Source organism: Enterobacter cloacae complex sp. HYC074_NIDB (genome assembly GCF_056673345.1).
In genome coordinates, this window is record NZ_CP114214.1 from 2,940,841 (window position 1) to 2,961,786 (window position 20,946).

The following is a 20,946-nucleotide window of genomic DNA, read 5'->3' on the forward strand; positions in this document are numbered from 1 at the left end:
TCATCAATGCAGACAGCACTTCTTAAATTTTTTACCGCTGCCACACGGACACGGGTCATTTCGCCCGGGCATGTTTTCTGCCCCCTTCACTGGAACAGGCCGGGATGATGCCTCTGACATTCTCACTGACAACCAGTACTGATAAAGTGCCAGTGCAGCAGGCTGAATAAGGGAAATACTTTTCTCAAACTGCTCTCCGGTCATTTTCTCAAGTACAGGAAAATTCTTCTCCACGCCATGAAGAGCGATCACTTCCAGAGAAGGCCGTAACTCACCGGGAAGACCAGACCAGTCATCCAGTGACTTTCCTTTCATATAACCAAAACACCACTCTTCCACAATGGTATATTTTTCCCCCTTTACCTCACGCTCATTGAAAATCGGCTCAAACAGTTCAGGGGCGTCATAAAGGCAACCAGCGATATCGTTCATATGCTGAAAACACAGACTGACAAAACGCTCCATCTCTCTCTCAGATGACCATTTCGGATGATAATCGCCTCCTCCCCAAATAGCACTCAGCCAGATATTGGGTGAAACCATATTTGGACCTGATAAAATCGCCGTCAGCAATCCATCCAGCTCAGAGAAACAGAGTACAGAATCATCCATTCCATACTTCATTAATATTTCTTCCAGCCAGTCGATTTCCCGGTCAGTCAGTGGACCGCTTTTCGTCAGTTTCATACGGCAACCGCCTCATCCACTTTCACCCGACGTTTCCCGGTCAGCAGTTGCTGCATCAAGGCTTTCTTCTCGTCTTTCAGGCAGGCGAGTTTATTCTCAAGTGTGGAGATTTCAGCATCAGCAGCGGACAGGACGGCGGCGATTTTTTGTTGTTCTTTGATATCTAATGGCAACCTAAAGTCTTTCTCTTTAAGTTCTCGCATATGTCTGCTGTAACCTAAATTCGGAATATCTGTATTTGAAAGAAGATAGTATCCAAGTTTTGGTTCAAGTATTTTGCTAGTTTTTATTACTTGCGTTCCATCAGCACCGGGACAAAACACAAACTCAATCCATTTGACGCATCTTGTATGATCGCCAAAAACAATCACAGGCACGTCCGAATAAACCTCTAAATTATTACAGTACCCAGCAATTCGACTTTGCCCTTGATCGATTATAGGGATGGAACCTGACTGTAAATAATCGGAAGATTTGACTTGCGTCGATTTTTTATTTGCAACAATGAAAGCATTATCAAACGTTAAATATACCCACTCCCCACTAAACCTCACCCCATTCTCATCCAGCAACCGTTTCTTCCCGGTAAGCAATTGCTGCATCAGGGCTTTTTTCTGCTGCTGGCTGTTGACGAGAAGCTTTTCCGTCACCGTAATTGCCTTATCCCAGGTGGACAGGATTTGAGCAATTTTCTTTTGTTCAGGAAGGGGGGCACACAGAACTTTAACTTTACGTAGCTCTTCTAGTGAAATTTCCTTAAATGTACTCCCTTTGCTCAAGGAATTAATATAATTACGTAATTTATCCATCGCAAATTGTTGATGGTAAAACTCATTACATTGATCACCAGATACTGATATCCGTGCTGTACCTTGCGTTAAATTCGCTTCTAATAAATTAGAAGGCACTATGGCTGTCTCGCCAATGTTGCCTCTCAAGGAGAATATAATATCCCCAGGGTGCACAGCTGAACGTCTGTACTTATAATGTATTTCAGGCGCTGTCCTCTGCAGTGACGCAGGATCAATAGCCCCTCTAATGTCAGAGCTTTTTATATAAGGTATTCCATTAGGAATATGTGGTCCCGCCTGAACAATTCCATAAGATATTTTTTCTTTTACAATATCCGACAACTGTTTAAGCATCCAACCTTTAGGCACCATAACCTAACTCCTTCAAATAACCTGCCATCTCCGTTTCCAGTTTCGCCAGTTCCACCTTCAGTTGCTCTCGCGCTTTACGCACGGCCAGCAAATCGACCTCTTCCTCTTCCTCAAAGGTATCAACATAGCGCGGAATATTCAGGTTATAGTCGTTGTCCTGAATCTCTTTCAGGCTGGCGAGATAGGCGTATTTCTCGACGTTATCGCCTTCTCGATAGGTGTTAACGATCTTCTGGATATTTTCAGCGCTGAGCTGGTTCTGATTTTTACCAGCCTTATAATCACGGCTGGCGTCGATAAACAGCACCTTGTCATCCACTTTCTGTTTTTTGAAAATCAGAATCGCAGCAGGAATACCTGTACCGTAGAACAGTTTTTCCGGCAAGCCAATGACGGCATCCAGCAGATTTTCGTCGATCAGTTTCTGGCGAATTTTACCTTCGCTGGAACCACGGAACAGCACACCGTGTGGCACAACTACGCCCATACGCCCCGTTCCTGGTTTCAGGGTTTCGATCATATGCGAGATAAAGGCGTAATCGCCTTTAGTCTTCGGCGGTACACCGCGACGGAAACGACCAAATTTATCGTTCTCAGCCTCGTCATGGCCCCACTTATCCAGGCTGAAGGGAGGGTTAGCTGTCACGATATCAAACAGCATCAGGTCGCCATTTTTATCGAGCAGTTTCGGGTTACGAATGGTATCGCCCCACTCGATTTTGTGGTTATCTTCGCCGTGAAGGAACATATTCATTTTCGCTAGCGACCATGTAGATCCAATCGCTTCCTGACCGAACAAGGCATAGTTACGGCTGTCATGCCCGGAGACAATTTTACGTCCGCACTTCATCAACAACGAACCGGAACCACAGGCCGGATCGCAGATGGTATCACCGGGTTGTGGGTCGAGCAGTTCAGCAATCAGGTCTGATACTTCCGGCGGAGTATAGAACTCCCCGGCTTTCTGCCCGCCGCTGGCCGCAAAGTTTTTAATCAGATATTCATAGGCATTACCGATAACGTCCAGAGTACCTACACGGCTCGGCTTCAGGTTGAGATCTTCACCAGCGAAGTCTTCCAGTAGCTGACGCAGGATGGTGTTTTTCTGTTTTTCTTCGCCAAGACGATCGGTGTTAAACGAAATATCCTGGAACACGCTTTTCCCGGCATCTTTCAGTTTGGTTCCGTTGGCTTCTTCGATTGCATGCAGAGCCTGATCGATACGCTCACCGTTACCCGGCTCATGGCGGCGTTCGTACAGCGCATAAAAGCTGGCACTTTTTGGCAGTACAAAACGCTCGTTGGCCATCATCGCTTCAATCAGTTCCGGCGCATCGCCATACTGTTCTTTGTATTCGTCATAGTGATCCTGCCAGACATCTGAAATGTACTTGAGGAACAGCATGGTAAGGATAAAGTCTTTATAGGTATCAGCACTGATGGTGCCACGGAACGTATCACACGCGGCCCACAGGGCTTTGTTGATCGTGTCCTGACTGATTTTGTCGTTCATGAATCATCCTGGTCTGAAGAAAAAGCTAGCGATGCAGGGCTTTGCATCTTAAAAATTGCGGTAAATGATACCGTAAGATGCCTCCCCTGACACGCCAATATCGCAGCATTCAGGTTTGCATCATCCCCGTAATATCGACATGAGACAGACTGACACAACCTGGCTCGTCACTCGCTAAAAACCAATTATCTTAGTAAGATAGCATCCATATTAGCCATGGTGTAAAACTGCCGTTGGGGTAATGATGATCCATATATCACCCGTTCTGGTGTGTGAAGCTGACATCATCCATAATCGGCAACGTTGATGCCCTTTGATAGTAATGATGACCGTCAATGTGATTCCCCTGTTGACTGGAGGTCTCCGGATAGAATGAGTATTGCCAACTGCGCTATCGGCCCACTTTATGATGAGCAAATAAAAAAAACACTTATGTATGCTGACCATAAATTCAAGCGGCTAATGAATACACGAATGTCGTTACTCGAACATTTATCACCCCACTATGACTTATCTTCCATGTTCAGCTATGAGTTGGAGGGAAGAGTTTTCCGGATTAAATTGATCAAGCCTGAGATTAAATTATCTCGCCAGCAGTTGATCTTCTCCTCACTCTTTTTAGAGCAAGATTTTCTAAAAGAATATAAAAAACACATCTCAAATACTCTACAAAAAACAATCAAACAGTGCATTAAAAAATACAAACAAAAAATCAAAATCGAGCCTTCTGTTTTAGATTACATATCAACGTCACCCCGCAATACGTCGAGTTATGTATTACATGAGATAGTTTCTCAATGTGAACATTGCGATGAAATTCGCAATATTAAAAATGATATACTGCTTGATGAACTAACGTTGAATGGTCGGATCACTAACATTTCAAAATACATTAAAAACAGTCAAGATAAAATCGTCGAACATATAGAGTTCTGCACTCATAAACTTGTCAATATAAGTCGTAAGAATCGTCACATTTTCAACAGCACCACAATCTCTGGCAGAAAACCCAACATCACTGGTGTTTTACTTTGCCTTTCAGAATTGATAAGCAATCTGCATATTTACCCAACTGCAATTAATAATATAAGTAACGCCATAATTATAAGCATTGTATACTCTGTACTTCAACATCTTCAATCCGGAAGAGAAACAGAAAAAACCAAAACCTCTCCAGCACTGGATTTTATCCCCACCATCATCGCACCTCATGTTTTCTACCTGGCGAAACGCGAAAAATCCTCTCAATATAAATACATTGAAAAAGAATATCTTCTCGGCCAGTTACTTATATTTTTGATGTATAAAACAGTTTACTACTCGATTCATAACATCAGGGTAAGCCATAAGCACTTCTATAACGATATAAAACCAAAATTAATGGCATTAAAAAAAGAAAGCTTATTAAGCACCAATTTCATGAAAAATCGAAGTGAGATTAGAGGTGAAGTCTTTGGTGATGTTGGTAGTATTGAGGCTGATTTGAGGGAAATCAGCACACTGATTCATCGGCGGAAGGCATTATTTATTTCCTTTTAACTTTAAAACGATAAAAACAAATGAGAGACTGAATAAATATCAGCCTCTCACATAGTTAATAAGTTTCAACTTTAATATCTGAGAAATCATTCTATCTGGGCCTTGTGGACATTAATCCTCCTGGCAACATACGACTCAAAGTTTCAGCCTTGCATAGATCATTATCAATGCCATAGACAGTGTTAATCATATGACATCGTTCCGGTATTGATACTGATTATCAGGCCTTGGTTTTATGTAATTTCAAAACCATCATATCTCAAACCTCACACCGCTCATATTTTAACCATAAAAACTAACCGATTTACACCCGCCACACACCGTCATAACTTATTGTATTTAAATAGCTATAAGCCTCTAACCCACTAATTACACCATTAAATTCAAGCCATATCCTTACGCAGATTCAAGCTTGCCCCTGCTGCCATTCACGTTTTAGGATTACCTCGCTAACACGACATGCTACTTTTTAAATCAGTGTAATAATTCAAACGAGGATAAAATTATGTTCGAGAAAATGAAAAACAATGTAACCCGTATACCGGGGAATTTAACAAAACTTAATCAATACCAAAAAGACATTGATCACCTGTCTAAACTATTTTCTGAACAGCAATTACTGGAACTAATGACGACTACCGAATCCGATCAAATATTGCAAATGAAGCCTGCTGTAGATATTCTTCATGTACTGTCTCCATCAGCATCTACTGCTAAGCATATCAATTTTTTTCAGCACGTCCCAGTGCTCGAACAATGGTTAAAAAAGGAGTGCACTGCCTTTAATTTACTGGCAGTACATTTCTATTCACAGCAATCCCGTAAAAATGTCATTCCGAAAGAAATCTGTATGCTACTGGATGCATTTATTAAAACTGAACTTTCATCTGCGGTTAATGGTAATAATAATGCCGAACTCCTTTCTTGTTTTCAAAACACGCTGGATAAAATGTGCAATACACTAACATTTATAGACCACACAGTTACGGAACAATCAGGTCAAGTAGCAATGCTTGATTTCAGCGCAAAAATGCATGAATATACTGTTGAAATCAGGACCTTTTTGAAGTCTGAATACTGGCTAAACAAACTACCTAAGGATATTAACATTCCAGCCATTGACCTATCCTGGCTTGTGTTTTGTTACTTTTGCTCTGAATATCTTTTTGTATTTATTCAAACAACGCTCAATACAATGAAGGCAGGAAAAATCATTCGTGATAACTACCTTTATCATCCTAAAATGATTGCATTGATCATTTTATCTATGCTGCCTTATGAAGTCATTCATAACGATGGATCACTGAATAAGTTTAAAACGCCTTTAACCAGCCCTGATGAGTTCATAATCAAATCTATTTGCATTAAAGGTAAGCAAAACACTACAGGGCATAAAAAAGATATCGAACAATTGCTTCGTAAGACATATATCTATATTGCATTACTCTTAAACCCTGAGTGGGCACCATCTTCCAAGGAGTTGATTTCCTTTTTATCAGGAAAGTCCACAGTGATAAGTGGTTCAATGAATTTCCAGTCAACGTCCAGTGGTCTGGGTGTTCAAACTAACAATATCACTCTTCTTAAGAATGAGGTTTACTTCGAAAAAATAGCGAACAAGATCATGAAACTGTAGTTTCTTAATATAATGGCGACATGGAATTGTGTTGCCATTATATCCGAATCAGCATTTTTCACCTGATGAACTGTGAAAGCTGTAACTGGCAGACTATAACCTCACATCGTATTTTTCCAGTGTCATTTACAGGAGAAATACGATGCCTATTCTGGATCTGCGTTTCAGCAATAAATCAATTCACCAACTTCCACATCCCCTCACGGGTTGTCAGGAATACCGTGATATTCACTGCCAAAACCTGCGTGCTCTGGTGTATCCCAATCGGATCACGCTGGCCTTTCGTGCCACTATAAACAATCAGCGTATATATGAAACCCTGGGTCAGTTCCCTCAGCTCTGCGTTGAGGATGCCCGTCAGCATGTGATGAAACTGCTTGCTGATAAAAATCGTCTTGCGGTTCAGTCCCGTCGATTCACTGTGGAACAGGCCATCAATGACCTGTGGCTACCGGATTTGCAGTTGTATAAAAAGAGTCCTCAGTCAGAGTTGTCAAAACTCAACCTCTACGTTCGCCCGTTCTGGGGCAAGCGGCAACTTCGCGACATCACGGCAGGAGAACTAGAACAATATGCTGCTGGCTTACGGGAAAAATTACGTCCGTCAACAGTAAACCGTATCCTCGCAATATTGTCCAAAATATGCTCTCTGGCAGTACGTGCTGGATGGATCACGCATTCCCCGATGACACATGTCCGCTATCTGAAAGAAAATAACATTCGCTATCGCACACTATCAGCGACAGAAATCCCGCGCTTTATTGACGCGGCAACAGCGCTGCAAACACCGGCAGCTGATTCTATATTGCTTGCTCTTTATACGGGGATGCGTATTGGTGAGGTATGTACCCTGAAATGGGAGTACTGGCACCCGGATATGCATCAACTCATACTGCCTGATACAAAGTCCGGACACCCTTTCACCTGCCCACTTGCACCTCCAGCCATTGCAGTTGTCCAGTGCCAGCAGGACCTGATGCTCAGCAAAACTTACATTTTTCCGCGACTAACCGACAATGCCCGCCCTCTGGCATATCCGCGTGCAACCTTTGCCCGTATTTGCCGGGATGCCGACATTGATAACCTGCGGATGCATGACCTGCGCCGTACCTTTGCCACCCGGGTACTACAGGCGACCGGGGATATTGCAATCGCTTCCCATCTGCTCAATCATCACTCACTTACGGCAACCCGTCGCTACGCTTTTCACAATGCAGCGACATCGCACGCAGTGGTTTCTCAGGTCATTGAAAGTTATGACACGAAAAAATGAACCAATGATCTGTGATTCGTGATTGATGCAACACTCGTTTAAGGACGGTATTGTCATTGCATGCTTCTGCAGGGCCCTGCATTAAGTCATCACAGAATGTGGATTGATATTAAATCCGCGTGGCTTCTTATTCTCTGAAACCGGAGGTTTATGTATTTAACCATTAAGCAGTTCGCAGAAAGATTTAATCTTTCTGCATCCACGGTTGCGTCAGATATATCTCGCAATCCCGGAAAACTCCCGCCCTTCATCAGAATTGGGCGGGCTATACGATTCTCTCTTGACGATATTGTTGAGTGGGAAAATGCACATCGTCAAAACAAACTTAAAGGTGATATAAATGGTTACTAAGAACACGGAAAATAACGCTAATAATGCACTGAACATTCTTCCCGAATCGGCAAGCACAGCTGTAGACAACGATGAAAAATATCTGTCCTTTGCATTAGTTCTCGCTATCACGATTATGGACAACTTAGTAAAGCTCATCGGCACAGATGGCTTCGTTCTTTATACCTACACCCTGCAGGACACGGCTACTGCTCGTGCTGTTTTTAATGAATTAGCCAGGCGTCTCAAAAATTTCAATCGTCAGGAGGAGGTCTACACCACCGATTACCTCACCTTTCGAATGAAATACATTTACGGTGTTACCCTGTTCGAACATGATAGTAAATCTATCCTTAACCTTTTTGATAAGAAGGGTTATTCGGTATTGAGTGAATCAGGAGAACCCGGTTCTCTTGATGATATGTATCTTGACATTCAAGCACGATTACATGGCGGCTACGCCTCAAAAAAGTTTCTTCACTTACATGAACATTGTCTGTTATCTGCACACGTTACCCCGTCTGTGGAAAAGACGCAACGTGGCATCCTGATTAAAGCAGGCAGGAAACTCGTTTCCTTTATCTATGTAGATAATGAATCTCGCAAAAATGATATTTTCAAAGCTGTAGTAGACGTCATTAAATCCTGATTCATTATGCCGGGGGGGGACAAACTCCCGGCGTTTTTTCGGAGTTAACTATGAGCAATAATTTGCAGGACATCCTCGCTGCCGCATCGGGGTATCAGTCCGTGACTTCAGAGCCAGCGCTCAATCGTAAAAGACCTAAAACGCTTGATGATTATCCTGTGATACCACCTGCATCAAAAAAAGTGTCTGTGATTTCAAGTGACCTGACACTCTATATCGGTTTTGATACCGAATATGTTTTCAATCCTGAAACACAACAGAATGATATTCTGTCATATCAGAGTTATGTTGTCTTACCCGATAATACAGGTATATCGAACATTATCTATCCACCTGACTCACAGAAAAAATCCCGGCTGTCTTTTAAGGAATTTCTCTGTCAAACGATTACACCGCTTCTTGAAACGGGTGTGATTACAAAATGGCCCGGTATTATTAATATATATGCGCATTTCATTCGTGCGGATATCGCCTCCTTTGCCAATTTCTGGTCAGACTACAAAATTCTTCTGAAAGGAATACGCGGTACTGTCAGCAGCTTCAAAAATCGTTACGGTATCGATTTTGATGAACAGCAGGAACGTCGCGTAAAGACTGAACAGATAATGTTTGACAAACGAACTTCCCCTCCGCGTTGCAGTAACGTAGCTTTCATCGATACACTGCTTATCACTCCCGGGGGTATGGGTCTGGCTGAATGTGGTGAATTACTGGGTCTTCCCAAACTCACCATTCCTGCACCTTATTCCATAACCGATATGCGTGAATATCTTCTGGGCGACAGAGCAGGGTTTGAAGCCTATGCTCTGCGGGATGCCGAGATTGCGGTTCGTTATGCTTTACAGGTTCGCAATTTTTGCGCCCGGGAGCTGATGATTGATCGTGTCCCCGCCACCATCGGGGCGATGGCAGTTTCACGGTTCACCAAAACACTTAAAGAAAACAATATGTCTCCTGAAGTCTGCCTTGGGACACACATTAAAACCCGTGAACTCTGGCTCACGGAAAAACAGGCATTCCGGACGATTAAAAACCCCGCCAGTGTTCCTTCAAGAGAGTTGTTTGAAACGTTCCCGATCAATTGTTACCACGGCGGACGCAATGAGTGTTTTATGATGGGGGTTACACCGTCTGATCACTGGTATGACTACGATCTGGCTGGAGCGTATACCACCGGGCTATTAGATATCCTCACACCCGATTACGGGAACATCCGCCTCAGTAAAAATCCGGACGATTACTGTGGGCATGTAATGGGATTTGCGCTTGTCACATTTCGGTTCCCGGAATCAGTTCCCTATCCCAGCCTGCCGGTTCGGACCGATCAATATGGGTTATTCTTTCCATTAAGTGGCGAATCATGGGCAACGGCACCTGAAATCGAACTTGCTCTGTCGCTCGGGGCAGAGATGACGATCCATAATGGGATCATCGTCCCCTGGATCTGTGACACCTCCCCACATAACAGCGAATCAACATCGGTGTTTCTTCCCTTTGTTCAACAGGTCCGTGAGAACCGTAATCGCCATATTAAAGGTTCTCTGGAGGAGAAATTCTGGAAAGAAATTGGCAACTCGCTTTATGGCAAACTTGCTCAGGGCCTTCGCGCCAAAACCGCCTTTGATACTGCTCGTGGATTAAACAGATCCCTCCCACCATCATCGGTTACTCAGCCATTCTTTGCTGCGCATGTGACGGGATTTATCCGCGCCGTTGTCGGGGAACTCATGAATGCTTTGCCTTCTGATTCATCGGTTGTCAGCGTCACAACCGATGGCTTTTTGACAAATTGCCCACTTAACAAGATAAACATGAGCGGTCCACTGTCTTCCCGCTTCCAGTCGCTGTGCGATATTGTTGATCCGGGTTCATCAATGTTGACATGTAAGCATGAGGTCAGCCAGCTTATCGCCATGAAAACCCGGGGGCAGTTAACCTATAGAGCTATTCAGGGAAAACCTGTTGTTCATGCCAGGGCTGGCGTCAAACCTCCTGCCGATATTCCACGCAGTGACTATAACGACTATATGGTAGATCTTTACCTTAATCGTTTACCCGGTCAGACGTTATCCCGAAGTACGTTGATATGAAGTGGTTTACTGAATTTGGCCACCTGAACAGAGGTGATATGCTCACCTCAGAACAACACAGGTGTCATAATGAAAAAAAGAAATTTCAGCGCAGAGTTTAAACGCGAATCCGCTCAACTGGTCGTTGACCAGAACTACACCGTGGCAGATGCAGCCAGCGCTATGGATGTCGGCCTTTCCACAATGACGCGATGGGTGAAACAATTACGTGATGAACGGCAGGGCAAAACACCAAAAGCCTCCCCCATTACCCCGGAACAAATTGAAATCCGTGAGCTCAGGAAAAAGCTACAACGTATTGAAATGGAAAATGAAATATTAAAAAAGGCTACCGCGCTCTTGATGTCAGACTCCCTGAACAGTTCTCGATAATCGGGAAACTCAGGGCGCGTTATCCTGTGGCCACTCTCTGCCATGTGTTCGGGGTTCATCGCAGCAGCTACAAATACTGGAAAAACCGTCCTGAAAAGCCAGACGGCAGACGGGCTGTATTACGCAGTCAGGTACTTGAACTGCATGGCATCAGCCACGGCTCTGCCGGAGCAAGAAGCATCGCCACAATGGCAACCCAGAGAGGTTACCAAATGGGGCGCTGGCTTGCTGGCAGACTCATGAAAGAGCTGGGGCTGGTCAGTTGCCAGCAGCCGACTCACCGGTATAAGCGTGGCGGTCATGAGCACGTTGCTATCCCGAATCATCTTGAGCGACAGTTCGCCGTAACGGAACCAAATCAGGTGTGGTGCGGTGATGTGACCTATATCTGGACGGGTAAGCGCTGGGCGTACCTCGCCGTTGTTCTCGACCTGTTCGCAAGAAAGCCAGTGGGCTGGGCCATGTCGTTCTCGCCGGACAGCAGGCTCACCATGAAAGCACTGGAAATGGCATGGGAAACCCGTGGTAAGCCCGTCGGGGTGATGTTCCACAGCGATCAAGGCAGCCATTATACGAGCAGGCAGTTCCGGCAGTTACTGTGGCGATACCGGATCAGGCAGAGTATGAGTCGGCGTGGAAACTGCTGGGATAACAGCCCAATGGAGCGCTTCTTCAGGAGTCTGAAGAACGAATGGGTGCCGGCGACGGGCTATGTAAGCTTCAGCGATGCAGCTCACGCAATAACGGACTATATCGTTGGATATTACAGCGCACTAAGACCGCACGAATATAATGGTGGGTTAACGCCAAACGAATCAGAAAACCGATACTGGAAAAACTCTAACGCGGTGGCCAGTTTTTGTTGACCACTTCAATATCAACGCGTGAGATGTGGCTGTCGGAAAGCGATCTGGTATCCCGGGAACAGGATATCCGTCTTAATCTGGAATTCGATTTCAAACGCCAGCCCGTACAGCCCGCCATGAATGAAGGGCATTTACTGATGTCTTCCCGCCCATGGGATAATATGGAAGAGGCTCTGCAGCAACGCTCCCTTTTCGACGACTGGCGGCAAACGCATACACTGAAGACTCTGGCTGACTGGGATGACTGGTGTGATTTTCTCTATTGCCGGACGGTGTTTTCTGATATGAAACTAAAAGTCGGAAGCAAACGTAGTGATGATATTTTAGTCAGACTATTTCTCCGGGCGCTGACTCAGTGCCAATGGGGGCTGATGCTGAAAGATAAAAAAAGTTATTCCTGTAAAGAGGTTGCTGAATGGCTGACGTCAGAAGGCTATTCAGTAACGGTGACTGATGTAAAAAATGCGGTAAGAGCAAAAATACCCCAAATGAAATTTAGTTCTGTAACACCGCGAATGAAGTCACTGATGGATATCATAGCCCGTAAATATCCGACATTCTGTCTTCCAGTCTGATAACCGTTAAATCTCCCCCAACTCCTTTAACAGAAGTTGGGGGCTTAATCACAGGCAATCGGCATCAAAACAGTGAAATAACTGCCGCGCGTCAGGATGGCCATTTACATGATAGATCCGCATGGCATGACAGGTGATACTCTGGAGATTAGCCGCCAGCCTTTTCCCCATATTCACCAGTATGCCGTGTGGTATTTTACTGCTTGTACTGTTTACTGTCAGAGTAAAACAATTTGTTTCAACGCTGACCTCAATAAAATCATTTCCAAATAATGTACCGACAACCTGCCTGATTGTTTCTTCATAATCTGTCAGATCAATGACATCACGCCATCTCGCATTTACGAGTTGATACTTTCTGATATGTAAATACATAGAACCACCTTTATGTTATTTCAACTAATATGATGTTCTCCGACATTATGAAAATATTAATCATCATTGTAATTGCTGATAACCTCTCTAACCTTCGGATCTTACGTTCCCCCCTGCCTCTCCGACTTGATGGCAAAAGTGCATGGTCAAATATGCAGCAAAAACATGTCATGTACAGGTCAGGATAATAATTATCACCCTGAACGTAAAAATACACATGGACAGGATGAGTCCACATGTTATTCGATGATTCCAGCAATGTTTTAATATATTGATAATTAATGAGTTAATTTTTTTCTCCGTCACAGTAAAAGTGGACTCATCCCGTCCGTTACTTTGCTGAAAATATCCTCTTCGCTGGCATTAATCGGATAAACGAATGGGTAAGCACGATAAACTTGGATATCGACTCGGATTGATATTAACTCGCCTGAACAATGGTGAGTCACTAGCCGTCCGGGAGTTATCTGAGGAATTTAACGTTTGCGAAAAAACTATCCGTCGTGATCTTACTCAGCGCCTGTCCTATCTTAATCTGATTCGACAAAATGGTCGCTATCGCCTGTCTGACGGTGTTCTCGGTCAACGCAGCAATGCTGATTTACGTCATTTCACGCGCATCCTGGGTATTGAAGGGCTGTTCCCTCGCTGGGATGACAGACTACTGAGTATTTTGTTAGGTAACACGAAAAACAACCCGTTTCTGATAAAACAACGTCCATACGAAAACTGCGGATCATTCATGTCAATTCTGAATGTATTATCCGATGCCATCCTGTCACAGAAGAAAGTAAATTTTAATTACAAAGATAAAGAGTTTCGGGCTGTTGAGCCATACAGACTGGTTAATGACAACGGATTGTGGTATCTCGCTGCCGCCCATGACAGTACATTAAAAAGCTTTGTTATCTCATCTGTCAAAGACGTTTGCATGAGTAATATCTCTTTCAGGATAATCCCCGAAATTAATGAAAAAATAGAAAAGACAGATGGTATCTGGTATAGCGAAGACCTTATCGAAGTTCTTATTTCAGTTTCCGCACATGTTGCTCCGTGGTTTACCCACCGTCATCTATTGCCAGGACAGGAAATAATTCATACTTCCCGGTCTGGCGATTTACTGGTGATATCACGTGTAACACACACAGATCAGATAATGCCTTTAATGAAATACTGGATACCGGATGTCGAAGTAATACAACCGGCCTCAATCCGTCAACAACTTGCTGAAGATATACAATCCGCACTGAAACGTTACACCCAGCCAAGTAACGCCCCGTAATGACACGGATAATATAATTTTCATTGAGTGCTATTTTTGTAAGCTAAAAAATGGAGTTACCATGAAAAAATGCCCGGTTCTTCTTGTTGTATCAGGGTTTCTGACCGAAAATGATATATCATGGTTTAACCGAATTAAAGCAGGGTGTGGCCTTGATGTCAGATACTATAAATGGGAATCGGCAAATCTACTATCCATATTAAGTTCTGACATAGCGAACAAGTGGGGGTTATATACTCTCTTCCCCCTGAGAACATCTCCTTTATTGTCATCAATCTCCATTCCATTTAAAGCGCGTCAGGCCTGGTATAATGCAACGAAAGCAGCAGTTAATAACAGAGAAAAATTAGCACACGTAATAAACGAGATATACGTTAAAGAAAAGCGTAATGTGATCATAATGGGTCATTCTTTAGGGACTCGATTAATAAACAATACATTACCCTATATTAAAAATGATAATATTCTCTTAACAATCTCTATGGCCGGAGCCACCCCAATAACAAGTTATACAGAGAACATAATGAAAATGGCTTACGGTTCAAAAATGGGGCATTTAAATATCTACAGTGAACATGATAAAGTACTTAACACGATATACCCTCTCGTAGAGTCAGTAACGCCAATTGGGGTTCGGGAGGTGAGATTCAGACCTGCTCGGGTGATCAACTGGAAGTGGGATATTGGTCACACTGAATATATTACTTCAAACAGGATTGATTCATTAACACACTGGTTAAATGTTACCTGTGCCGATTTAGCTGATCCAGACGTAGAGCTCACTGACGACGACATAAAATTGTTTAATGATATTATTGATCTTGCGAATTTAACATGTCATAAAAACACTGTCGCACCTAAATTAATATCATTTGAGTAGTTAAAAAAAGGTTGCATTATAACGGGAGTGTATATTTACTCCCGTTAAGTTTCATATTTTATAGTATTGATATGGATTCGATTAAAAATTTCGTCTAACTCGTTCCCTTATCAAATTTGCCAGCCTTACCCTTCCAGGTGAAATAGTTTCCGTTACAGTTTCAACTCTCAACAAATCACGCTGTCCGGTTCGGCGACTGACCGCGAAACGCTGACATATATCATTAACCGATACCGTATTACCGGTATACAGTTGAAGTAATATCCAGCACAGCCTTTCTGCGATCCTTTCACCGCGAGTTTTATACATCTGTAAAACCTTCAGTTATCGTCAACGATGACATAGCCCACCTCAAAACCCACATAACTGACTGTATTCATGAACATTTATTACCGGTGTAATACTGTCGTTGGGGTAATGGATTAACCGTTATCACCCTGCTACAGGAGAATGCTCCATAGGGGGCAAAAACCACGAGGGATCTGAGATCCCCCGTGTCTGCACATGTTTATGCGAACGGTCCAGTACAACCAGTATCATCATCATGCTGCGATGTACTGCGCATGAAGAGGATTACAAAGATGCCCGTTTTCTTCCTGTTCATAACAGGTCAACAACTTTCCACAGTTACCGTTACCCGGTAAATCCCCATAGACAGGTAATCCATAAAATTACCCTCCCATAAGGACCAGAGTTCATTCCTCTCTGCCGCCAGTGAAATATCCCCAGCCAGATAATGGAAGACGTATTGGCCTGACCAACAAAAGTCCATTTCCTTTTCCAGCTCCGGATAGACTCGTCCCATGTAACTAAAGTCTGTGACATAATCGAAATACCATTCGTTATCCAGGCGGATGAACCGCATTTCAACCGGATGAAATCCGCCGGATTCTGCACTGTAGTCCGGGTCACGAAAATTAATGACTACTGCCCTGACCGATATTTGCTGAGATTGTTCTGCCAGAAGCGTAACGATGTGCTGCTGAAATAATTTAGTGACAGGCAGCGTTAATCCTGCCTGTTTTAGGGCATACTGTGTTTGCATAATAGATTTTCCTGTAAAAGGTGAGAAGAGGTGTGTAGTAGTTTCTGGTTGTATAACAGTTCTGGTAAAGAATTAATTCTTCGCAATCCTTTCTCAATCGCCAACCTTACTGAGTGTTTTAAAACGCGCCCGCCAGTCAGCATATAAAACATGCGTAAACAACTTCTCAGGGTGCGCCTCAAGCAGACATATATCCGGTGAGCGTAAAACAGCGGCCAGAAAACCGGCATTATTGGCACTTGCTCCTTTAAATAATGATCTGAATACGCCTGATGTGAAGCCCGTTGTCGGTTGAACTTCGAGTACACTTTCAATCTTAGAAAGTGGGACCCAGTCTTTAGAGAACAATCCACCGCTGCCATTTGCCATGAGACGCAGGTAAAGTTCATTATCCGTTTCAGACATAGCCAGTTGCCATGTCAGAATACCGCTGGCTTTAGGGCTGATTTTTTCCGCCTGACCTGATTCAATTAGCAGCTTATAACTCTCTTCAGGTAATATTTGGCCATCTTCAGTGATACCTTTTTCAATATCACTTAAATCATTATTTAACCCCAGCTTCTCGTGTTCATTATTATTTTTCTCTAACTCTGATTTTCTCATTTTCATCTCCTGGTTTTAATCTGATTTACAGACGGGATTCCGCCATAGACATTAATGTGTCAATCCCCTTCAAAGGGCATTCCGGATGAAATAGCAGATAAATACCATTTCCATTATCTTCTGTAATTGATAGCATCAAGTAATATTCATCTGTCAGATGGACCACGAACTCAGGGTTTGCAATTAAATGATGAATTACATCCAGTACGTGTCGTTTAATATCTTCGGGAACATCACCGGGTTCAATGTACATTAATGTTACACCCACCTCGCACCAAAAATTCATTGCGGAAAGTTCATCATCAAATGGAAGTATCAGTTCTTTTCTCAAGACAGTCATAACTGAATCGGGAAGAAGGAGCGACGGCAGGTCTTGCCAGTTCGAGATAAATTTCATTGAATAATCCTCATAAACAAAAAACCCGATACGTTTTAAGTATCGGGGTTACATAGACAGGGTAAAGAATCTGGAATTGCCTTCAGGCGTCATCTAAATTCTTTCATAATATCCACAATCCTTGCAGATAAGCACTGGAGCATTATTCCTTTCACGCTGTTTAAGGAATCCAAATAGACGCTGTATCGCCCTGATGATTTCTTTAAGCAATTCTGGTAATTGCTCCGGGCTAATATAACCGGATGTCGATGTCAGAAACCGGTCATCGCGAGTCACCTTTGCTATATTTCCGGCAGTTTCTGTGACTGTATTCCGACTACCGCACTTAGGGCACTTTAACGGCATAATCATTCTCCACGTTTAAGAGATGCAAAAATCACTGTTCTTTACTGGTAGCTACGGGGGGTAAAAGAAGGTCGGTAACACCCTGCCCGGTCTGACGCATTCGCTCTGGTGTCAGTTTTGCGTAGCGCTCCGTACTCTGAATACTGGCATGCGCCAGTTGGGCTTTAACGTCATACAGACTGTACTGTCCGCTGGAGACAAGTAATGATGCGACGGAATGGCGCGTAGTGTGGAAACAGACTTCACTTTTATCTATCCCGCACTCTGCCAGTATTTTTTCATAGGCCCACCGGGGTTCTGATATTGGTTTTCCATTATCTTTTACGGCAAACAGATAGGGGTTGCTGCCAGCCCGTGGGATCGAATCAATAATGGATAATGCAACATCACTGAGATACACAGTTCTGCTGCGACCATTCTTAGTATAAGGAATGAATAACGACCTGTTATCCCGATCAATATGTTTGTGCATGACGTTAAGCATTTCTGATTTGCGGGTACCGGTTAACAACAGCATTGCTATCAGTCCCCCGGCTGCCTTATTGGGATATCGTGCCGCAGCGTCGAGGATTCTCCTGATCTCATCAGCGTCAAAAAAGCGCGTCCGCTGGTTATTCTCCTTTAGCAAAGGGATTTTATCGGCTTCATTCTTCTCCAGGATATCCTGTCGTAGCGCATAACGCCCCATAGTTTTCATAATAGCCAGTGCCCTGTTACAGGTAGACGGTGCATACTGTTGGCCGTGAATACGGCCCTCAAGCATGTCAAAAAGCACCTGCTGGATCCCCCGGGCCCGAAGGTCGCAGTAACGTATCTTCCCCAGACGAGGTTCAATGTATTGCGTGAAACGCTGAACATCCTTATCCCAGGACTTTTTATGGCGCTTGATGAACGGAACATAGGTCTGGTGAAAAAACTCACTAAGCGTTGGCATCGCTCGATAATTATCGCGCTCTGCCTTAGGGTCATTTCCCAGTGCAATCGCCTCCTTGTGACGACGAGCTATCTGACGGGCTGTCCCCACATCAATTTCAGGGAATCTGCCAATACTGATACTTTTTTTGGTACCGTGGAATGTGTAGCGCAGGAGGAAACGTTTGTTGCCCGTTCGACCTGAGAGGCATTTGAGGCCAATGACCTCAGTATCGGATACCTCAAGCTCTGTAGATCGGGTATCTGTGTTTGCCGGAAGGGCTTTGATGGATGAATTGGTGAATCGGAAGGATTTTTGCATATTTATCCTCATGTTTCTGATTGATATCATGAAAATAATATATATCTGAAGGTATTTTTATTACGGGGCAGGATTGAAGAATGGAAAGGCTATTAGACGCGTACAAACGGATATTACAGGAAGTTGACGCCCAGTCATTTAACCTGAATGAAGATAAATACTCAGGCGTCTTTTTACCCGTGCCGTTTGAAGAATACTGGCATTCACCGGTAAAAATCATGCTGGTTGGACGTGAAACCGCTGGCTGGAATACGCTGAATGGTAAGAATACGATATCACGGGTGTTGGGACTTATGCCTGACGTCACCATCGGGCAGGTGGTTGAAGAAGCTGTAGATCGTTACAGGAAACATCTTCCGGTACAAAATTATGGCACCACCAACCTCAAATCACGTAGCCGCTTCACGCAATATCATTTCAGGCTGGCCCGGGAGCTAAATTTTCCTCCTCAGGCTATCGTGTATGCCAATCTACTGGCGTGGGATTACGACGGACTGACCCCTCTCAATCGCCCTCAAAATGAAGTGCAGGAAGTCATATTAGCCTCGCTGAAGCTGCTGGCGGTACAAATTAAACACCTTGAGCCTGATTTCATCATCTTTGCATCCGGAGCCCGGAGAACAGACTACATCATAAAACAGGTGCTTACTGAGCTAGGCGTCTATGAGACTTCTTCAGTCATACCGGGGAAGCTATGGGAGTTCAAAACAAGTAATGCAATCTGTTTCAGAATTGCCCATCCAAGGGCTATGCGCGGACACCAGAAGTACAGAAATGAGGTGATTGCACGAATTAAGCAACTTTGTACTCAGGGTGGCTAGAGCATTACAGCTTGCTCAGCAGGGTCCCCTTCCCGGAGGAGTACCGGAAAACAGGCAAAACGACCTGGTTCTCTATGCTGGAGGCGACACGTTCGATTCGGCATTACCACGCTGGAGATTGCAGCTCATTGCACCCCGTGAGCACAGGATATGCACAGGGCGTGAATTTCAGGCACAAAAAAACCACCCGTAGGTGGTTTCACGACACTGCTTATTGCTTTGATTATTCTGCTTTTTCCCATGGTAGCCGGAGTGGGACTTGAACCCACACAGCGCGAACGCCGAGGGATTTTAAATCCCTTGTGTCTACCGATTCCACCATCCGGCCAGGGAAGAAAGTGGAGGCGCGTTCCGGAGTCGAACCGGACTAGACGGATTTGCAATCCGCTACATAACCGCTTTGCTAACGCGCCTTAAATCTGTTGTCTTTCGACCTGCACCCGCAAACTGCCGATGCTTTAATCTGGAGCGGGAAACGAGACTCGAACTCGCGACCCCGACCTTGGCAAGGTCGTGCTCTACCAACTGAGCTATTCCCGCATGTCATCAAGTAACTATTTAACGACTTCCTAACCACTTGATTTCATTATCGTCCGGCTAACTGTGCCGCCGTTCGATGCGTTGCATTCTACTGATATGACGTTATGAGTCAACGTTATTTTTTGCATCTCAGGACCGTTTGCTGAAAATTAAGCCGAAACGATCACTGTTCAAGCAAATCACCGCGCGCAGCGTTCAAATATTGCAGCATTGACCACAATGTCAGCACCGCCGCAACCCACAGCAGACCAATGCCGGCCCACTCAACCCAGGCATTCGGACGCCACAGCATCCACACCAGCGCCGCCATCTGCGCAGTGGTTTTAACTTTCCCAATCCAGGACACCGCCACGCTGCTGCGTTTACCCAGCTCCGCCATCCACTCGCGCAGGGCAGAGATAATAATCTCACGTCCAATCATGGTCGCGGCAGGCAGCGTCACCCACCAGGTATGATAATGTTCCGCCACCAGCACCATCGCGATTGCTACCATCACCTTATCCGCAACCGGATCGAGGAATGCGCCAAAGCGGGTGCTCTGGTTCCAGCGACGCGCCAGATAACCGTCAAACCAGTCCGTCACGGCAGCGATCAGGAAAATAAGCGCACAGGCAAAAGGCGCCCAGACGACCGGCAGGTAAAATGCCAGGACGAAGAACGGAATGAGCACAACGCGAAAGAGAGTGAGCAACGTAGGGATATTAAATCGCATGATGACGGTAACTGTCTGT

At 44.4% G+C, this 20,946-nt stretch carries 19 protein-coding genes, 3 tRNA genes and 1 pseudogene; 11 read left to right on the forward strand and 12 right to left on the reverse strand.

The annotated features are described in order from the left end of the window. Nucleotides 1–3: 3 nt before the first annotated feature. Genes O1724_RS14310 through O1724_RS14320 form a run of 3 tightly spaced genes read right to left on the reverse strand, consistent with a single transcriptional unit; the run spans nucleotide 4 to nucleotide 3,363 of the window. Entirely contained in the window at nucleotides 4–687 is a 684-nt protein-coding gene (locus O1724_RS14310) for a YecA/YgfB family protein (protein WP_000779013.1), read from the reverse strand. After that, nucleotides 684–1,850 (reverse strand): restriction endonuclease subunit S, encoded by a 1,167-nt coding sequence (locus tag O1724_RS14315; RefSeq protein ID WP_126297407.1) that lies wholly within the window; start codon nucleotides 1,848–1,850, stop codon nucleotides 684–686. Before O1724_RS14315 ends, O1724_RS14310 begins: the two co-directional genes overlap by 4 nt. Then, a complete protein-coding gene (locus tag O1724_RS14320) occupies nucleotides 1,840–3,363 on the reverse strand; it encodes a type I restriction-modification system subunit M (RefSeq protein ID WP_007868837.1) in 1,524 nt (507 codons plus the stop codon). Before O1724_RS14320 ends, O1724_RS14315 begins: the two co-directional genes overlap by 11 nt. A gap of 306 nt (nucleotides 3,364–3,669) precedes the next feature. On the opposite strand from O1724_RS14320, the gene O1724_RS14325 reads away from it, so the two are divergent. The 8 genes and pseudogenes from O1724_RS14325 to O1724_RS14360 form a co-directional block, all read left to right on the forward strand. After that, nucleotides 3,670–4,902 (forward strand): hypothetical protein, encoded by a 1,233-nt coding sequence (locus tag O1724_RS14325; protein ID WP_058691006.1) that lies wholly within the window; start codon nucleotides 3,670–3,672, stop codon nucleotides 4,900–4,902. Between the two features lie 505 nt (nucleotides 4,903–5,407). Next, nucleotides 5,408–6,538 (forward strand): hypothetical protein, encoded by a 1,131-nt coding sequence (locus O1724_RS14330; RefSeq protein ID WP_032170412.1) that lies wholly within the window; start codon nucleotides 5,408–5,410, stop codon nucleotides 6,536–6,538. A gap of 142 nt (nucleotides 6,539–6,680) precedes the next feature. Continuing rightward, nucleotides 6,681–7,811, forward strand: coding sequence for a tyrosine-type recombinase/integrase (locus O1724_RS14335; protein WP_048961851.1), 1,131 nt, complete (start codon nucleotides 6,681–6,683; stop codon nucleotides 7,809–7,811). A gap of 150 nt (nucleotides 7,812–7,961) precedes the next feature. After that, nucleotides 7,962–8,162 carry a helix-turn-helix transcriptional regulator gene (locus tag O1724_RS14340; RefSeq protein ID WP_000281555.1) on the forward strand — a complete coding sequence of 67 codons (201 nt, stop codon included), beginning with the start codon at nucleotides 7,962–7,964 and terminating at the stop codon, nucleotides 8,160–8,162. After that, the gene (locus tag O1724_RS14345) at nucleotides 8,152–8,790 is read left to right on the forward strand and encodes a hypothetical protein (protein WP_000256735.1); all 639 of its coding nucleotides are present in this window, start codon (nucleotides 8,152–8,154) and stop codon (nucleotides 8,788–8,790) included. The genes O1724_RS14340 and O1724_RS14345 overlap by 11 nt, the downstream gene beginning before the upstream one ends. A gap of 50 nt (nucleotides 8,791–8,840) precedes the next feature. Next, entirely contained in the window at nucleotides 8,841–10,880 is a 2,040-nt protein-coding gene (locus O1724_RS14350; RefSeq protein ID WP_479983888.1) for a DNA polymerase type-B family protein, read from the forward strand. 69 nt (nucleotides 10,881–10,949) lie between these two features. Beyond that, nucleotides 10,950–12,118 (forward strand): IS3-like element ISEc52 family transposase gene (locus O1724_RS14355; protein ID WP_108454466.1). Its coding sequence is split into 2 segments (ribosomal slippage): nucleotides 10,950–11,199 and nucleotides 11,199–12,118, totalling 1,170 coding nucleotides; the frame shifts between segments, so codons are not numbered across the junction. After that, nucleotides 12,118–12,693 (forward strand): annotated as a pseudogene (locus tag O1724_RS14360) (hypothetical protein); the annotation flags it as partial. The gene O1724_RS14355 and the pseudogene O1724_RS14360, both read left to right, overlap by 1 nt. 48 nt (nucleotides 12,694–12,741) lie before the next feature. Here O1724_RS14360 and O1724_RS14365 read toward each other — a convergent pair. Continuing rightward, the gene (locus O1724_RS14365) at nucleotides 12,742–13,068 is read right to left on the reverse strand and encodes a hypothetical protein (protein ID WP_000280683.1); all 327 of its coding nucleotides are present in this window, start codon (nucleotides 13,066–13,068) and stop codon (nucleotides 12,742–12,744) included. Nucleotides 13,069–13,447: 379 nt separating this feature from the next. Between O1724_RS14365 and O1724_RS14370 the strand changes: the two genes are divergently transcribed. Both O1724_RS14370 and O1724_RS14375 read left to right on the forward strand, forming a co-directional pair. Continuing rightward, nucleotides 13,448–14,350 (forward strand): helix-turn-helix transcriptional regulator, encoded by a 903-nt coding sequence (locus tag O1724_RS14370; protein ID WP_000515818.1) that lies wholly within the window; start codon nucleotides 13,448–13,450, stop codon nucleotides 14,348–14,350. Between the two features lie 61 nt (nucleotides 14,351–14,411). After that, nucleotides 14,412–15,230, forward strand: coding sequence for a DUF726 domain-containing protein (locus tag O1724_RS14375; protein ID WP_032200901.1), 819 nt, complete (start codon nucleotides 14,412–14,414; stop codon nucleotides 15,228–15,230). 610 nt (nucleotides 15,231–15,840) lie between these two features. Here the strand turns inward: O1724_RS14375 and O1724_RS14380 are convergent. The 4 genes from O1724_RS14380 to O1724_RS14395 form a co-directional block, all read right to left on the reverse strand. Beyond that, on the reverse strand, nucleotides 15,841–16,275 hold the full coding sequence (locus O1724_RS14380) for a DUF2787 family protein (RefSeq protein WP_048961844.1): 435 nt from the start codon (nucleotides 16,273–16,275) through the stop codon (nucleotides 15,841–15,843). Between the two features lie 93 nt (nucleotides 16,276–16,368). Further along, entirely contained in the window at nucleotides 16,369–16,878 is a 510-nt protein-coding gene (locus O1724_RS14385; protein WP_126297405.1) for a hypothetical protein, read from the reverse strand. A 25-nt stretch (nucleotides 16,879–16,903) separates the two neighbouring features. Beyond that, the gene (locus O1724_RS14390; RefSeq protein WP_232967238.1) at nucleotides 16,904–17,275 is read right to left on the reverse strand and encodes a hypothetical protein; all 372 of its coding nucleotides are present in this window, start codon (nucleotides 17,273–17,275) and stop codon (nucleotides 16,904–16,906) included. A gap of 376 nt (nucleotides 17,276–17,651) precedes the next feature. Next, nucleotides 17,652–18,854 carry a site-specific integrase gene (locus O1724_RS14395; RefSeq protein WP_048961839.1) on the reverse strand — a complete coding sequence of 401 codons (1,203 nt, stop codon included), beginning with the start codon at nucleotides 18,852–18,854 and terminating at the stop codon, nucleotides 17,652–17,654. Nucleotides 18,855–18,934: 80 nt separating this feature from the next. Here O1724_RS14395 and O1724_RS14400 point away from each other — a divergent pair, with 80 nt between their 5' ends. Then, nucleotides 18,935–19,675: a hypothetical protein gene (locus O1724_RS14400; protein ID WP_126297404.1), complete on the forward strand. Its 741-nt coding sequence runs from the start codon at nucleotides 18,935–18,937 to the stop codon at nucleotides 19,673–19,675. A gap of 241 nt (nucleotides 19,676–19,916) precedes the next feature. Here O1724_RS14400 and O1724_RS14405 read toward each other — a convergent pair. The 4 genes from O1724_RS14405 to pgsA all read right to left on the reverse strand — a co-directional run bounded on the left by O1724_RS14405 (nucleotide 19,917) and on the right by pgsA (nucleotide 20,927). Further along, nucleotides 19,917–20,003, reverse strand: a tRNA-Leu gene (locus O1724_RS14405). 11 nt (nucleotides 20,004–20,014) lie between these two features. Further along, a tRNA-Cys gene (locus O1724_RS14410) sits at nucleotides 20,015–20,088 on the reverse strand. A gap of 51 nt (nucleotides 20,089–20,139) precedes the next feature. After that, a tRNA-Gly gene (locus O1724_RS14415) sits at nucleotides 20,140–20,215 on the reverse strand. A gap of 163 nt (nucleotides 20,216–20,378) precedes the next feature. Beyond that, nucleotides 20,379–20,927 (reverse strand): CDP-diacylglycerol--glycerol-3-phosphate 3-phosphatidyltransferase, encoded by a 549-nt coding sequence (pgsA, locus tag O1724_RS14420; RefSeq protein ID WP_003859652.1) that lies wholly within the window; start codon nucleotides 20,925–20,927, stop codon nucleotides 20,379–20,381. Between the last annotated feature and the right edge of the window lie 19 nt (nucleotides 20,928–20,946).

Coding starts and splice junctions, on each gene's coding strand:
- O1724_RS14390 (WP_232967238.1), bottom strand. CDS start 17,275: ATGAAATTTATCTCGAACTGGCAAGACCTGCCGTCGCTCCTTCTTCCC.
- O1724_RS14370 (WP_000515818.1), top strand. CDS start 13,448: ATGGGTAAGCACGATAAACTTGGATATCGACTCGGATTGATATTAACT.
- O1724_RS14320 (WP_007868837.1), bottom strand. CDS start 3,363: ATGAACGACAAAATCAGTCAGGACACGATCAACAAAGCCCTGTGGGCC.
- O1724_RS14330 (WP_032170412.1), top strand. CDS start 5,408: ATGTTCGAGAAAATGAAAAACAATGTAACCCGTATACCGGGGAATTTA.
- O1724_RS14310 (WP_000779013.1), bottom strand. CDS start 687: ATGAAACTGACGAAAAGCGGTCCACTGACTGACCGGGAAATCGACTGG.
- O1724_RS14335 (WP_048961851.1), top strand. CDS start 6,681: ATGCCTATTCTGGATCTGCGTTTCAGCAATAAATCAATTCACCAACTT.
- O1724_RS14375 (WP_032200901.1), top strand. CDS start 14,412: ATGAAAAAATGCCCGGTTCTTCTTGTTGTATCAGGGTTTCTGACCGAA.
- O1724_RS14350 (WP_479983888.1), top strand. CDS start 8,841: ATGAGCAATAATTTGCAGGACATCCTCGCTGCCGCATCGGGGTATCAG.
- O1724_RS14340 (WP_000281555.1), top strand. CDS start 7,962: ATGTATTTAACCATTAAGCAGTTCGCAGAAAGATTTAATCTTTCTGCA.
- O1724_RS14365 (WP_000280683.1), bottom strand. CDS start 13,068: ATGTATTTACATATCAGAAAGTATCAACTCGTAAATGCGAGATGGCGT.
- O1724_RS14380 (WP_048961844.1), bottom strand. CDS start 16,275: ATGCAAACACAGTATGCCCTAAAACAGGCAGGATTAACGCTGCCTGTC.
- O1724_RS14315 (WP_126297407.1), bottom strand. CDS start 1,850: ATGGTGCCTAAAGGTTGGATGCTTAAACAGTTGTCGGATATTGTAAAA.
- pgsA (WP_003859652.1), bottom strand. CDS start 20,927: ATGCGATTTAATATCCCTACGTTGCTCACTCTCTTTCGCGTTGTGCTC.
- O1724_RS14395 (WP_048961839.1), bottom strand. CDS start 18,854: ATGCAAAAATCCTTCCGATTCACCAATTCATCCATCAAAGCCCTTCCG.
- O1724_RS14345 (WP_000256735.1), top strand. CDS start 8,152: ATGGTTACTAAGAACACGGAAAATAACGCTAATAATGCACTGAACATT.
- O1724_RS14400 (WP_126297404.1), top strand. CDS start 18,935: ATGGAAAGGCTATTAGACGCGTACAAACGGATATTACAGGAAGTTGAC.
- O1724_RS14385 (WP_126297405.1), bottom strand. CDS start 16,878: ATGAGAAAATCAGAGTTAGAGAAAAATAATAATGAACACGAGAAGCTG.
- O1724_RS14325 (WP_058691006.1), top strand. CDS start 3,670: ATGCCCTTTGATAGTAATGATGACCGTCAATGTGATTCCCCTGTTGAC.